The organism is Bradyrhizobium sp. SZCCHNRI1029 (assembly GCF_032487555.1).
In the GTDB taxonomy this organism is placed as follows: Bacteria; Pseudomonadota; Alphaproteobacteria; order Rhizobiales; family Xanthobacteraceae; genus Bradyrhizobium.
Genome location: NZ_JAUEUK010000004.1, coordinates 381978 through 395038, shown reverse-complemented (window position 1 = coordinate 395038; position 13061 = coordinate 381978). Strand labels below are relative to the sequence as shown.

The window sequence follows — 13061 nt, the reverse complement described above, 5'->3', positions numbered from 1 at the left end:
TTCATGTCACGTCGTCATCCCATCATCTCGATCACCGGCTCGTCGGGCGCCGGCACCACGTCCGTCAAGAAGACCTTCGAGAACATCTTCCGCCGCGAGAACGTCAAGGCGGCCTATATCGAGGGCGACGCCTTCCATCGCTACAATCGCGAGGAGATGCGCCGCAAGATGGTCGAGGAGGCCGAGATCGGCAACAAGCACTTCAGCCATTTCAGCCCCGACACCAATCTGTTCGAGGAGCTCGAGAAGACTTTTCGCGATTATTCCGAGACCGGCACCGGCATGACGCGCCACTACGTTCACGATGAGGAGGAGGCGCGGCTCTACGACACAAGGCCCGGCAACTTCACCGAGTGGAGCCGGCTGCCGGAGGATTCCGATCTGCTGTTCTACGAAGGCCTGCACGGCGCCGTTGTCACGGACAAGGTCAACATCGCGCAGCACGCCGATCTGAAGATCGGCGTTGTTCCGGTGATGAACCTGGAGTGGATCCAGAAGCTGCACCGCGACCGCGCGTCGCGCGGCTACACCACCGAGGCGGTCACCGACACGATCCTGCGCCGTATGCCGGACTACGTGAACTACATCATCCCGCAGTTCTCCGAGACCGACATCAACTTCCAGCGCGTGCCGACGGTCGACACCTCGAACCCGTTCGTCGCCCGCTGGATCCCGACGCCCGATGAATCGATGGTCGTGATCCGGCTGAAGAACCCGCGCGGCATCGACTTCCCCTATCTGCTCTCGATGATTCCGCAGAGCTTCATGTCGCGCGCCAATTCGATCGTGATCCACGGCGCCAAGCTCGATCTCGCGATGCAGCTCATTCTCACCCCCATGATCATGCAACTGATGGACCGAAAGAGGCGCACGCTATGACCGCCACCGCCGTGCAAACGCTGGCTCCGAAAGCCGATCCCAGCCATGCCGAGATGGCGAATGCCATCCGCTTCCTGGCCATCGACGCAGTCGAAAAGGCGAAATCGGGTCATCCGGGCATGCCGATGGGCATGGCCGACGTGGCAACCGTCCTTTTCTCACGCTTCATGAAATTCGATCCCGCCGATCCGGCCTGGCCCGATCGCGACCGTTTCGTGCTGTCGGCCGGACACGGCTCGATGCTGCTCTATGCGCTGCTGCATCTGACTGGCTACGAGGCCGTCACGATCGATGAGCTGAAGCGGTTCCGGCAATGGGGCGCCAAGACGCCGGGGCATCCTGAGTATGGCCACACGCCTGGTGTCGAGACCACCACCGGTCCGCTCGGGCAGGGCATCGCGACGGCGGTCGGCATGGCGCTCGCCGAGCGCCTGATGAACGCGCGCTACGGCGACGATCTGGTCGATCACTATACCTACGTGATCGCCGGCGACGGCTGCCTGATGGAGGGCATCAGCCACGAGGCGATCTCGCTCGCGGGCCATCTCAAGCTGAATCGCTTGATCGTGCTGTTCGACGACAACGGCATCTCGATCGACGGCTCGACGGGTCTTGCCTGCTCCGACGATCAGCTCGCACGCTTCGCGGCGTCGGGCTGGGCGACGTCCCGCATTGACGGCCATGATCCCGAAGCCATCGAGGCTGCTATCGCGGCGGCGCGGCAGAGCAACCGCCCGAGCATGATTGCGTGCCGGACGACGATCGGCTTCGGCTCACCCGGACGGCAGGGCTCGGAGAAGGCGCATGGCGCGCCGCTCGGGCCGGAGGAGGTCGAGAAGACCCGCGCGGCACTGCACTGGCCGCACCGTCCGTTCGAGGTGCCAGCCGATGTGTTGGTGAGCTGGCGCGAGATCGGCGCGCGCGGCCGCAGCGTGCGCCAGGCCTGGAAGGAGCGTGCGCGCAAGCTGTGCACCGCGGACCGATCGCCGTGCCATGACGCGCTGAACAAGAAGCTGCCGGCCGCCTATACCGAGCGCATGGCGCAGTTCATCGCGCAGCTCACGGCCGAGCGGCCGAAGATCGCCACCCGCCAGGCCTCGCAGAACGTCATCGATGTCATTGCGACAGTGCTGCCAAATCTGCTCGGCGGCTCGGCGGACCTGACTCATTCCAACCTGACCAAGGCAAAGACGCACAAATCCGTCACACCGGCCGCAATGGATGGCAACTACGTGCACTATGGTGTGCGCGAACACGCGATGGCTGCGGCCATGAACGGCATCGCGCTGCATGGCGGTTTCATTCCCTATGGCGGCACCTTCCTCGCGTTCGCCGACTACAGCCGGCCGGCGATTCGGCTGGCCGCGCTGATGGGCATCCGCGTTATCCACGTGATGACCCACGATTCCATCGGCCTCGGCGAGGACGGCCCGACGCATCAGCCAGTCGAGCATGTCGCGAGCTTGCGCGCCATTCCGAACCTCCTGGTCTTCCGCCCGGCCGACGCGGTCGAGACGGCGGAAGCCTGGGACTGCGCGCTGCGCGCGGAGACCTCGCCGTCGGTGCTGTGCCTGTCTCGGCAAGCCCTGCCGGCCTTCCGCACCGAGGCATCGGATCACAACAAGGTCGCGCGCGGCGCTTACGTGGTCATCGAGCCCGAGGCTGGGCGCGATGTGACCTTGATTGCGACCGGCTCGGAGGTGGCGATCGCGCTGGAGGCGGCCAAGCTGCTGGCGGCCGAGGGCGTCCAGGCGGCGGTGGTGTCGGCGCCGTGCTTCGAGTTGTTTCGCAAGCAGTCGGCAGAGTATCGCGCCGCGGTGCTCGGCCACGTGCCGCGCATCGGCGTGGAGGCCGCGATCGAGGGCGACTGGGCGCGCTGGCTCGGCGATGCCGGCGAGTTCGTCGGCATGCACGGCTTCGGCGCCTCGGCGCCGGCCGAGGTGCTGTACCGCGAATTCGGCATCACGCCTGCGGCGGTGGCCGATGCGGCGATGCGCAACATCATCCGGGCGCGGGCTTCCTGAGCCGCGCCACCAAGCAGAACATCGAACCAGGGACGGAGACCAACATGGCGCGGATCACGCTCAGACAATTGCTGGACCATGCGGCCGAGCGCGGCTACGGCGTGCCGGCGTTCAACATCAACAACATGGAGCAGGGGCTGGCGATCATGGAGGCGGCCGCGGCCGTCGATGCCCCCGTGATCATCCAGGCCTCGCGCGGCGCGCGCTCCTATGCCGGCGACATCATGCTGTCCAAGATGATCGACGCGCTGGAGGAGATGTATCCGCAGATCCCGCTCTGCCTGCACCAGGACCACGGCAATGACGAGGCGACCTGCGCCACCGCGATCAAGTACGGCTTTACGTCCGTGATGATGGACGGCTCGCTCAGGGCCGATGCCAAGACCGCGGCCGACTACGACTACAACGTCGACATCACCCGCCGCGTCACCGACATGGCGCACTGGGTCGGCGCCTCGGTCGAGGGCGAGCTCGGCGTGCTCGGCTCGCTCGAACATGGTGGCGGCGAGCAGGAGGATGGTCACGGCCTCGAGGGCAAGGTCAGCCGCGAGCAGCTGCTGACCGATCCCGACCAGGCGGTCGACTTCGTCCGCGCCACCAAGGTCGATGCGCTGGCGATCGCGATGGGCACCTCGCACGGCGCCTACAAATTCTCGCGCAAGCCGGACGGCGAGATTCTCGCCATGAACGTGATCGAGGAGATCCATCGCCGGCTGCCGAATACGCATCTCGTCATGCACGGCTCGTCCTCGGTGCCGCAGAGCCTGCAGGACATGTTCAACCAGTTCGGCGGCGAGATGCCGCAGACCTGGGGCGTCCCGGTCGAGGAGATCGTGCGCGGCATCCGTCACGGCGTGCGCAAGGTCAACATCGACACCGACTGCCGGCTGGCAATGACCGCCATCTTCCGAAAAGTCGGCGCGTCGTCGAAGAGCGAGTTCGATCCGCGCAAATTCCTGAAGCCCGCGATGGATTCGATGCGCGAGCTCTGCCGCGAGCGGTTCGAGCAGTTCGGCGCCGCCGGCAATGCATCCAGGATCAAGGTGCTGCCGCTGTCGGAGATGGCCAAGCGCTATCGCTCCGGCGCGCTCGATCCACGAATTGGGGGAATGACCGAAGCTGCGTGACGTCCACAGCCACAACGAAAATCCAGGAGGAACACATGAACGACCAATCGATCACGGTGCGCGGCAAGGATCGCTACAAGTCCGGCGTGATGGAATACAAGAAGATGGGCTATTGGGAGCCGTCCTATCAGCCCAAGGACACCGACGTCATCGCGCTGTTCCGCGTCACGCCGCAGGACGGTGTCGATCCGACCGAGGCCTGCGCCGCGGTCGCCGGCGAATCCTCGACCGCGACCTGGACCGTGGTGTGGACCGACCGTCTGACCGCAGCCGAGAAGTATCGCGCCAAGTGCTACCGCGTCGAGCCGGTGCCGGGCTCGCCCGGCAGCTATTTCGCCTATATCGCCTATGACCTCGATCTGTTCGAGCCCGGCTCGATCTCCAATCTGACCGCCTCGATCATCGGCAATGTGTTCGGCTTCAAGCCGCTGAAGGCGCTGCGGCTGGAGGACATGCGGCTGCCGGTGGCCTATGTGAAGACGTTCCAGGGGCCGGCGACCGGCATCGTCGTCGAGCGCGAGCGGCTCGACAAGTTCGGCCGGCCGCTACTGGGCGCCACCGTCAAGCCGAAGCTCGGCCTGTCCGGCCGCAACTACGGACGCGTCGTCTACGAGGCGCTGAAGGGCGGGCTCGACTTCACCAAGGACGACGAGAACATCAACTCGCAGCCGTTCATGCATTGGCGCGAGCGCTTTCTGTACTGCATGGAGGCGGTCAACAAGGCGCAGGCGGCGACCGGCGAGATCAAGGGCACCTACCTCAACGTCACCGCGGCGACGATGGAGGACATGTATGAGCGCGCCGAGTTCGCCAAGGAGCTCGGCTCGACGATCGTCATGATCGACCTCGTGATCGGCTACACCGCGATCCAGTCGATGGCGAAATGGGCGCGCCGGAACGACATGATCCTGCATCTGCATCGTGCCGGTCACTCGACCTACACGCGGCAGCGCGCGCACGGCGTGTCGTTCCGCGTCATCGCCAAATGGATGAGGCTCGCCGGCGTCGACCACATCCATGCCGGTACCGTGGTCGGCAAGCTCGAAGGCGATCCGAACACCACGCGCGGCTATTACGACATCTGCCGCGAGGACTTCAATCCGATGCGGCTGGAGCATGGCGTGTTCTTCGACCAGAACTGGGCCAGCCTGAACAAGCTGATGCCGGTGGCCTCCGGCGGCATCCATGCCGGCCAGATGCACCAGTTGCTCGACCTGCTCGGCGAGGACGTCGTGCTGCAGTTCGGCGGCGGCACGATCGGCCATCCGCGCGGCATCGCCGCCGGTGCGACCGCCAACCGCGTCGCGCTGGAAGCGATGATCCTCGCCCGCAATGAGGGCCGCGACTACGTGCATGAAGGTCCGGAGATCCTGGCCAAGGCGGCACAGACCTGCACGCCGCTGCGCGAGGCGCTGGAGATCTGGAAGGACGTCACCTTCAACTACGAATCGACCGATTCGCCGGACTTCGTCCCGACAGTGACGCCTGCCGCCTAACAATCGTTCGATGCGACGCCGCGATGCGAGCCGGACACCGGCTCGCCCGTTTCAGCGATATCAGGAGACATCAACATGCGCGTGACCCAGGGTTGCTTTTCTTTCCTGCCCGATCTGACCGACGAGCAGATCTCCGCTCAGATCCAGTATTGCCTCGAGAAGAATTGGGCCGTGAACATCGAGTTCACCGACGATCCGCATCCCCGCAACACCTATTGGGAGATGTGGGGCCTGCCGATGTTCGACCTGCGTGACGCCGCCGGCATCATGCACGAGCTGACCGAGTGCCGGAAGATCTACGGCGACCGCTACATCCGCATCTCGGCCTTCGATTCCAGCCATGGCTGGGAATCGACCCGGTTGTCCTTCATCGTCAACCGGCCGCAGAACGAGCCGGGCTTCCGGCTCGACCGGCAGGAAACCGTCGGGCGCAATCAGCGTTATTCGACGCGGTCCTACGCGGCCGAGCGCCCGGAAGGCCAGCGTTACTGATCCCTGGCGGGCGGAGGTCGCTGCTGCGTCTGCGGGTCTGCGGCGTGGCAGGGATCTCCGCCCGGAGCGGCCATATCACCTTCTATTTGCCGTTGCTTCGTTGTTGCCAGGTTCGCAATCGAACGCACGGCGATCTGATGCGAACGTCCAGAACGGAGCACCAGTCGATGATGCAGGCCACGCAGACGGACACCACCGAGGCGACGCCGGTCGACACCGTCGACCTGCGCCGCGAGTTCGAGAGCGTCGATATTGCGCCGGTGCTGGAGCAGCTCGACCGCGAGCTGGTCGGGCTCACCCCGGTCAAGACGCGAATCCGCGAGATCGCGTCGCTGCTGATGATGGAGCGGATCCGCCGCAAGATGGGGCTGGCGACGACGTTTCCGACCCTGCACATGTCGTTCACCGGCAATCCCGGCACCGGCAAGACCACTGTCGCGCTGCGCATGGCCGGCATCCTGCACCGGCTCGGCTTCGTGCGCCGCGGCCACGTCATCAGCGTCACCCGCGACGACCTCGTCGGCCAGTATATCGGCCACACCGCGCCGAAGACCAAGGAGGTGCTGAAGAAGGCGATGGGGGGCGTCCTGTTCATCGACGAGGCGTATTATCTCTACCGTCCCGAGAACGAGCGCGACTACGGCCAGGAGTCGATCGAGATCCTGCTGCAGATCATGGAGTCGCAGCGCGAGGATCTCGTGGTCATTCTTGCCGGCTATGCCGACCGGATGGAGAAGTTCTTCCAGAGCAATCCCGGCTTCCGCTCGCGCATCGCCCACCACATCGACTTCCCCGACTATTCGGAGGCCGAGCTGCTGACGATCTCCGAGATGATGCTGGAAGGGCAGAATTATCGCTTCACGCCGGAGGCCCGCGCCGCTTTCGAAAGATACATCGCCGTCCGGCGCACTCAGCCCATGTTCTCCAACGCGCGCTCGATCCGCAATGCGCTGGATCGGATCCGCCTGCGCCAGGCCAACCGGCTGGTGTCGCGGCTCGACCGCGTGCTGACGTCCGATGACGTGATGTCGATCGAAGCCAGCGACGTGCTGGCAAGCCGCGTGTTCGCCAAGGGGGCCGACGCGGGCGACGGCAGGGCGGAGGCGCAATCATGAGTCTGGCTCTGGTGAGGAACGCGCCGCTCGACGACCTCCGGCGCCGCATCGCCGACGCCGGCGCACTGATCTTCGACGTCGACGGCACGATGGCCGAGACCGAGGAAATCCATCGCGAGGCCTTCAACGAGGCGTTCGTCGCGGTGGGCATCGACTGGCACTGGGGCCGCCGCATCTACAAGGAGCTGCTGCGTGTCACCGGTGGCAAGGAGCGCGTCCGTGCGTTCGACCAGATGCGGCGCACGGGTCCGCCGCTCAGCGACGCCGTCGTTGCCCGGCTTCATCGCATCAAGACGGAGCGGTTTGCCGCGCTGATGGCCGACAAGGGCTGCCCGTTGCGCCCGGGCGTGCAAGCATTGCTGGAGGCTGCCTCGGCCCGCGGGCAGCGGCTCGCGATCGCGACGACGACCACGCGCGCCAATATCGATGCCCTGTTGGCGCCCGCGCTGGGCGCGAACTGGGAGGCAGGATTTGCCGCCGTCGTGGCGGCCGACGATGTCGTGCGCAAGAAGCCTGCGCCCGATGTCTACCTGGAGGTCTTGTCGCAGCTCGATCTACCCGCGGCCAGTTGCATCGCGATCGAGGACTCCGGTAACGGGTTGATGGCTGCGACCCGCGCCGGCGTTCCCGTGCTGATCACGCGCAGCCTCTACTTTCATGACGACGCGTTCGACGGTGCGCTCGCCGTGTTCGACGATCTCGGGGAGCTTGTTACCTGAGGTATTTTGAGGTGTTTGTGCTGATGCGTTGCCGATTATGTACGCCACCATGCGCATAGCCGCGTGGCGTGGTCGTTCTATTGCCGTCTCGACAAGAACGTGTAATCCCTTGACGACATATCTTCATGTCGAGTCGAGGTCGTTGAGTATGGCCCGCACGCAGGCCAAATTGAAACGTACGGACGTTGCACGCACGGAAGCGTTTCGCGGGCGGGTGGGACGGCCGCCGAAGGCGCTGGCTGGAAATATCGAGGAACGTATTCTGGACGCTGCGCGCGCGGTGTTTCTCGAGCGCGGCTTTGACGGCGCCAGCATCGACGAGATCGCCGAGCGCGCCCCCGCCAGCAAGCCGACGATTTATGCCCGATACACCGGCAAGGCCGCCTTGTTTGCCGCCGTCGTCGCGCGCTCCATCAACGACGTGATGAATCTCGGGTCCTACACGCCGGTGGCCGGCACCGCACAGGAAAAGCTGGTTGGACTGGCCATCGCCATCGTCGATCGCGCGCTGAAGGACTCGCTGGGATTGTTACGGGTCACGATCGGGGAGGCTTACCGGTTTCCCGATCTCAGTTGTCAGTTTCATGACGTCTCGCGCAAGCGGGCCACCCATGCTGTGGCGGTGCTGCTCGGCGAGACGATCGGCGCCTCGGCCACGACCGCTCGCCGGACGCCGTCGAAGGCGTCGGCCGTTTCTGCCGAGATCTTCATCGATCTGATCGTCATGCCGGTGATCATGCGCTCGCTCATGGGCGAGAGCGAGAGGACGATCCGCAGGGAGCTGCCCGGCTTCGTCCGTGACCGGGTCAAGACGTTCCTGGCGCTGCAGCCGAAGGTCTGAGCAGCGCGATCAGCGTCGCCGGAGCGATGACGGTTCGAGCGTCACCTGCTTGAGATCGTTGCCGCTGACGACGACCACGACGAAGGCGAGCTTGCCGTCCTTGTTCATCAGGCCGCCACTGATCGCCCGGCCGGCCGCCGAGCGCTCGGCGATCCGAATCGCATCCGACATCTTGAGCCGGACCGTGGTGAGGGCAGCCAGGCTGTTACGATCGCTTTCGCTCAGTCCATCCACGGTGGAGAACAGCACGCTGTTGCGCACCTTCGCCGTGGTGCCGTCGATGTCGGATTCCCAGATCCGTCCGCTCTGCAGGGTTCGGACCTTGTAGACGGGCGCGTCGAGCCCACCCTCGAAGCTGATGTCCGCGGTCTTGGAGCCCGGATGAATCCTTTCGGCGATCCGCAGCGCCTGGTGCAGTGACACCTCCGTCCGCCGGAACTTGTCGAGCTCGCGATCGATCGTCTCCTGGCTCAGTGCCGGATCGGTGGAGGCTGACGGATCCCTCTCGGTCTGCATGCCGGAGCCGGTCCCGGCGACCGCGTGCGCCAGGGGCGCCCATGACAGCAGGATCAAGGTCAACAGAATGATTCGTTTCATGACGGCCTGCTGTCTCCGATCTCGGTCGGTGCTTGTAGAGCATTCCCTCGGAAAACGGTTGTGGTAAAACGAAACTGTATCGTTTTATAATTAAGGGCAGCGTATATGTCAAGGTTACGGTATCGGCGGCGTCATGTAGTCGGTGTCGAAGCCGACGCCGTGGCCCTCGGGGATGGAGGGGCGATCGCCGTTATGTTGAAGGCCAAGCCATTGTGCCTGGCGAACTGATAAGGTGGCGGGAGATAGCTCTGGATCTCGCGTTTGCTCTTCATGGCCAGCGAGCGGATCGCGATCGCCTTGGCGCTGTTTTCGACCGGCTGGAAATCGGTGGACGTCCGCCGTTTATGATGATGTCGATGGCGCTGATCACGATTGCGGGAGCTGCATCCTTGGAACCCGCACGGCCACGGATGTCGATGGGCGGCTGCGCAATCACGGGTGCTCGGCGCGTTCATCTGCGGCTAATACGCCGCCGGCTATGATTTTCTTCCATTTCCGATAGGTTGTCGCCGTTTCAACCGGGAGCGGCCGATATTGCCGCGCAGCGGCGTCCGATGTCCCGATAGGGGTCACGATGCAGGCCGCATCGGCGGACGCGACCAGAGGAGTCTGAATGATTAAGCGCCGGGCCATGATCACCTTCACGTTCACCGTCGCGACGCTGCTCGCAGCCTGCGGCGGCGTTGCGCAAGCGGCGCAGTGCGGTTCGTCGCCGGCGGGGTTCGAGGCGTGGAAGCGCGAATTCAGCGAGGAGGCGCGGGCGAAGGGCGTCGGCGGCGCCGCGATCGCCGCGCTGATGCAGACCAACTACGCCTCCGCGACGATCGCCGCCGATCGCGGCCAGCGCAGCTTCTCGCTGTCGCTCGATCAGTTCCTCGCCAAGCGCGGGGCTGCTGCGATCGTCGCGCGCGGCCGCCAGCTCAAGCAGTCGCAGGCGGCGATGTTCGCCTCGATCGAGCAGCGTTACGGCGTGCCGCCCGGACCGCTGATCGCGATCTGGGGCATGGAGAGCGCGTTCGGCAGCCAGCGCGGCAATCAGCACATGCTGTCGTCGATCGCGACGCTCGCCTATGACTGCCGCCGTCCGGAGTTCTTCACCGACCAGCTCTATGCCGCGCTCAAGCTGATCGACCGCGGCGTGCTCTCGGGCAACACCCGCGGCTCGATGCATGGCGAGGTCGGGCAGACGCAATTCATGCCGAAGAACATCCTCGCTTACGGCGTCGGCAATCTCGACGTCGCCGCCAACGCGCTGGCCTCGACCGCGAACTTCCTGCGCGCCAACGGCTGGAAGGCAGGCGCCGGCTATCAGCCGGGCGAGCCGAACTTCGCCGCCATCGAGGCCTGGAACGCCGCCGGCGTCTATCAGAAGGCGATCGCGCTGATGGGCCGCCAGATCGACGGCGGCGGCTCGGCCGCGGCGCGCTGACGGGCCCGCGACTGATAGACATGTCCAATGAAAGAAGCGGCGCTTCATCACTGAAGCGCCGCTTCTCTTTGGTGTCGGTCAGTCGGCTTGTCGCCTCAGGCCTTCAGATCGAACCGGTCGAGGTTCATCACCTTGGTCCAGGCGGCGACGAAGTCCTTGACGAACTTCTGCTTGGCATCCGAGCTGGCATAGACCTCGGCCAGCGCGCGCAACTGCGAGTGCGAGCCGAAGATCAGGTCGGCGCGGGTCGCCGTCCACTTGATCGCGCCGGACTTGCGGTCGCGGCCCTCGAAGGTGTGCTCGCCCTGATCGACCGGACGCCAGGCCACGCCCATGTCGAGCAGGTTGGCGAAGAAGTCGTTGGAGAGCGTCTCGGTCTGCTCGGTGAACACGCCATGCTTGGAGCCGTTGGCGTTGGCGCCGAGCACGCGCAGGCCGCCGACCAGCACGGTCATCTCCGGCGCGGTCAAGGTGAGCAGTTGCGCCTTGTCGACCAGCAGCTCCTCGCCCGACAGCCACTGCTTGCCGCTGAGATAGTTGCGGAAGCCGTCATGGGTCGGTTCGAGCACCGCGAACGACTCGACGTCGGTCTGCTCCTGCGAGGCATCGGTGCGGCCGGGCGCGAACGGCACGGTCACCTCGACGCCGGCCTTCTTGGCGGCCGCCTCGACGCCGGCATTGCCGGCCAGCACGATCAGGTCGGCGAGCGAGATCTTCTTGCCGCCGGAGGCCTGCGCGTTGAACTCCTTCTGGATGGCCTCGAGCGTCGAGAGCACCTTGGCGAGTTCGGCCGGGTTGTTGACCGCCCAGTCCTTCTGCGGAGCCAGGCGAATGCGCGCGCCATTGGCGCCGCCGCGCTTGTCCGAGCCGCGGAAGGTCGAGGCTGAGGCCCAGGCCGTCGACACCAGTTGCGACACCGACAGACCCGAGGCGAGGATCTTCGCCTTGAGCGCCGCGACGTCCTTGTCGTCGACAACGGGATGATCGAGGGCCGGCACCGGATCCTGCCAGATCAGATCCTCCTTCGGCACCAGCGGGCCAAGGTAACGCACCTTCGGACCCATGTCGCGATGGGTCAGCTTGAACCAGGCGCGGGCGAAGGCGTCGGCGAACTGATCCGGGTTCTCCAGGAAGCGGCGCGAGATCTTCTCGTAGGCCGGATCGAAGCGCAGCGCGAGGTCGGTGGTGAGCATCGACGGCGCATGCCGCTTCGACTTGTCATGCGCGTCCGGCACCGTGTTGGCGCCGGCGCCGTGCTTCGGCTTCCACTGATGCGCGCCGGCCGGGCTCTTGGTCAGCTCCCATTCGTAGCCGAACAGATTCCAGAAGAAGTTGTTGCTCCACTTGGTCGGCGTCGTCGTCCAGATCACTTCGAGGCCGGAGGTGATGGTATCGCCGCCCTTGCCCGAGCCGTATTTGCTGGCCCAGCCGAGACCCTGCTGCGCGATGTCGGCGCCTTCCGGCTCGGCCCCGACCAGCGACGCATCACCCGCGCCGTGGGTCTTGCCGAAGGTGTGACCGCCGGCGATCAGCGCCACCGTCTCTTCGTCGTTCATCGCCATGCGGGCGAAGGTCTCGCGGATGTCGCGCGCGGCAGCCAGCGGATCGGGATTGCCGTTCGGGCCTTCCGGGTTGACGTAGATGAGGCCCATCTGCACGGCAGCGAGCGAGCCTGCGAGCTCGCGGTCGCCGCTGTAGCGCTCGTCGGCGAGCCACTTGCCCTCGGGGCCCCAATAGATGTCCTGCTCGGGCTCCCAGGTATCGGCGCGGCCGCCGCCGAAGCCGAAGGTCTTGAACCCCATCGATTCCAGCGCGACGTTGCCGGTCAGCACGAACAGGTCGGCCCAGGAGATCTTCTGGCCGTACTTCTGCTTGATCGGCCACAGCAGGCGGCGGGCCTTGTCGAGGTTGGCGTTGTCAGGCCAGCTGTTCAGCGGCGCGAAGCGCTGCTGGCCGGTGCCGGCACCGCCACGGCCGTCGCCAATGCGATAGGTGCCGGCGGCGTGCCAGGCCATGCGGATGAACAGCGGACCGTAATGGCCGAAATCGGCCGGCCACCAGTCCTGCGAATCGGTCATCAGCGCGTGCAGGTCCTTGACCAGCGCGTCGAGATCGAGGCTCTTGAATTCCTTGGAATAATCGAACGCCTCACCGAGCGGATCGGAGAGGTTCGAGTGCTGATGCAGCACCGACAGATTGAGCTGGTTCGGCCACCAATCCTTGTTCGAAAATCCCTTCAAGCCGCCCGAGAACGGGCACTTGCTGACGTCATCCATGTTTCTCTCCTGACGTGATCGTCATGGTTCCCCCCTGGGGTGGGAGCCGGGACCCTACGCGGCTGC

At 65.3% G+C, this 13061-nt stretch carries 11 protein-coding genes; 9 read left to right on the top strand and 2 right to left on the bottom strand.

Annotated features, from left to right (window positions below; genetic code table 11):
- Nucleotides 1-3: 3 nt before the first annotated feature.
- From QW861_RS14020 to QW861_RS13985, 8 genes are all read left to right on the top strand, one after another.
- On the top strand, nt 4-879 hold the full coding sequence (locus QW861_RS14020) for a phosphoribulokinase (protein ID WP_315714337.1): 876 nt from the start codon (nt 4-6) through the stop codon (nt 877-879).
- On the top strand, nt 876-2903 hold the full coding sequence (gene tkt / locus QW861_RS14015; protein ID WP_315714338.1) for a transketolase: 2028 nt from the start codon (nt 876-878) through the stop codon (nt 2901-2903). The genes QW861_RS14020 and tkt overlap by 4 nt, the downstream gene beginning before the upstream one ends.
- A gap of 44 nt (nt 2904-2947) precedes the next feature.
- A complete protein-coding gene (fba, locus tag QW861_RS14010) occupies nt 2948-4030 on the top strand; it encodes a class II fructose-bisphosphate aldolase (protein ID WP_315714339.1) in 1083 nt (360 codons plus the stop codon).
- A 35-nt stretch (nt 4031-4065) separates the two neighbouring features.
- A complete protein-coding gene (locus QW861_RS14005; RefSeq protein WP_315714340.1) occupies nt 4066-5526 on the top strand; it encodes a form I ribulose bisphosphate carboxylase large subunit in 1461 nt (486 codons plus the stop codon).
- Between the two features lie 75 nt (nt 5527-5601).
- Nucleotides 5602-6018: a ribulose bisphosphate carboxylase small subunit gene (locus tag QW861_RS14000; protein WP_316172510.1), complete on the top strand. Its 417-nt coding sequence runs from the start codon at nt 5602-5604 to the stop codon at nt 6016-6018.
- A gap of 170 nt (nt 6019-6188) precedes the next feature.
- Nucleotides 6189-7133, top strand: coding sequence for a CbbX protein (gene cbbX, locus QW861_RS13995; protein WP_316172603.1), 945 nt, complete (start codon nt 6189-6191; stop codon nt 7131-7133).
- Entirely contained in the window at nt 7130-7852 is a 723-nt protein-coding gene (locus QW861_RS13990; protein WP_315714342.1) for an HAD-IA family hydrolase, read from the top strand. The genes cbbX and QW861_RS13990 overlap by 4 nt, the downstream gene beginning before the upstream one ends.
- A 148-nt stretch (nt 7853-8000) precedes the next feature.
- Nucleotides 8001-8693: a TetR/AcrR family transcriptional regulator gene (locus QW861_RS13985; RefSeq protein ID WP_315714343.1), complete on the top strand. Its 693-nt coding sequence runs from the start codon at nt 8001-8003 to the stop codon at nt 8691-8693.
- A 9-nt stretch (nt 8694-8702) separates the two neighbouring features.
- On the opposite strand, the gene QW861_RS13980 is transcribed toward QW861_RS13985, so the two are convergent.
- On the bottom strand, nt 8703-9290 hold the full coding sequence (locus QW861_RS13980; protein ID WP_315714344.1) for a PepSY domain-containing protein: 588 nt from the start codon (nt 9288-9290) through the stop codon (nt 8703-8705).
- A gap of 613 nt (nt 9291-9903) precedes the next feature.
- Between QW861_RS13980 and QW861_RS13975 the strand changes: the two genes are divergently transcribed.
- Nucleotides 9904-10719 (top strand): lytic transglycosylase domain-containing protein, encoded by an 816-nt coding sequence (locus QW861_RS13975; RefSeq protein ID WP_409977953.1) that lies wholly within the window; start codon nt 9904-9906, stop codon nt 10717-10719.
- Between the two features lie 95 nt (nt 10720-10814).
- Here QW861_RS13975 and katG read toward each other — a convergent pair whose 3' ends face one another.
- Nucleotides 10815-12995, bottom strand: a complete 2181-nt coding sequence (katG, locus tag QW861_RS13970; RefSeq protein ID WP_315714346.1) for a catalase/peroxidase HPI — start codon at nt 12993-12995, stop codon at nt 10815-10817.
- Between the last annotated feature and the right edge of the window lie 66 nt (nt 12996-13061).

What these genes read in the sequence shown, in the direction of transcription:
- QW861_RS14020 (WP_315714337.1), top strand. Translation starts at nt 4, where the DNA reads ATGTCACGTCGTCATCCCATCATCTCGATCACCGGCTCGTCGGGCGCC.
- tkt (WP_315714338.1), top strand. Translation starts at nt 876, where the DNA reads ATGACCGCCACCGCCGTGCAAACGCTGGCTCCGAAAGCCGATCCCAGC.
- fba (WP_315714339.1), top strand. Translation starts at nt 2,948, where the DNA reads ATGGCGCGGATCACGCTCAGACAATTGCTGGACCATGCGGCCGAGCGC.
- QW861_RS14005 (WP_315714340.1), top strand. Translation starts at nt 4,066, where the DNA reads ATGAACGACCAATCGATCACGGTGCGCGGCAAGGATCGCTACAAGTCC.
- QW861_RS14000 (WP_316172510.1), top strand. Translation starts at nt 5,602, where the DNA reads ATGCGCGTGACCCAGGGTTGCTTTTCTTTCCTGCCCGATCTGACCGAC.
- cbbX (WP_316172603.1), top strand. Translation starts at nt 6,189, where the DNA reads ATGCAGGCCACGCAGACGGACACCACCGAGGCGACGCCGGTCGACACC.
- QW861_RS13990 (WP_315714342.1), top strand. Translation starts at nt 7,130, where the DNA reads ATGAGTCTGGCTCTGGTGAGGAACGCGCCGCTCGACGACCTCCGGCGC.
- QW861_RS13985 (WP_315714343.1), top strand. Translation starts at nt 8,001, where the DNA reads ATGGCCCGCACGCAGGCCAAATTGAAACGTACGGACGTTGCACGCACG.
- QW861_RS13980 (WP_315714344.1), bottom strand. Translation starts at nt 9,290, where the DNA reads ATGAAACGAATCATTCTGTTGACCTTGATCCTGCTGTCATGGGCGCCC.
- QW861_RS13975 (WP_409977953.1), top strand. Translation starts at nt 9,904, where the DNA reads ATGATTAAGCGCCGGGCCATGATCACCTTCACGTTCACCGTCGCGACG.
- katG (WP_315714346.1), bottom strand. Translation starts at nt 12,995, where the DNA reads ATGGATGACGTCAGCAAGTGCCCGTTCTCGGGCGGCTTGAAGGGATTT.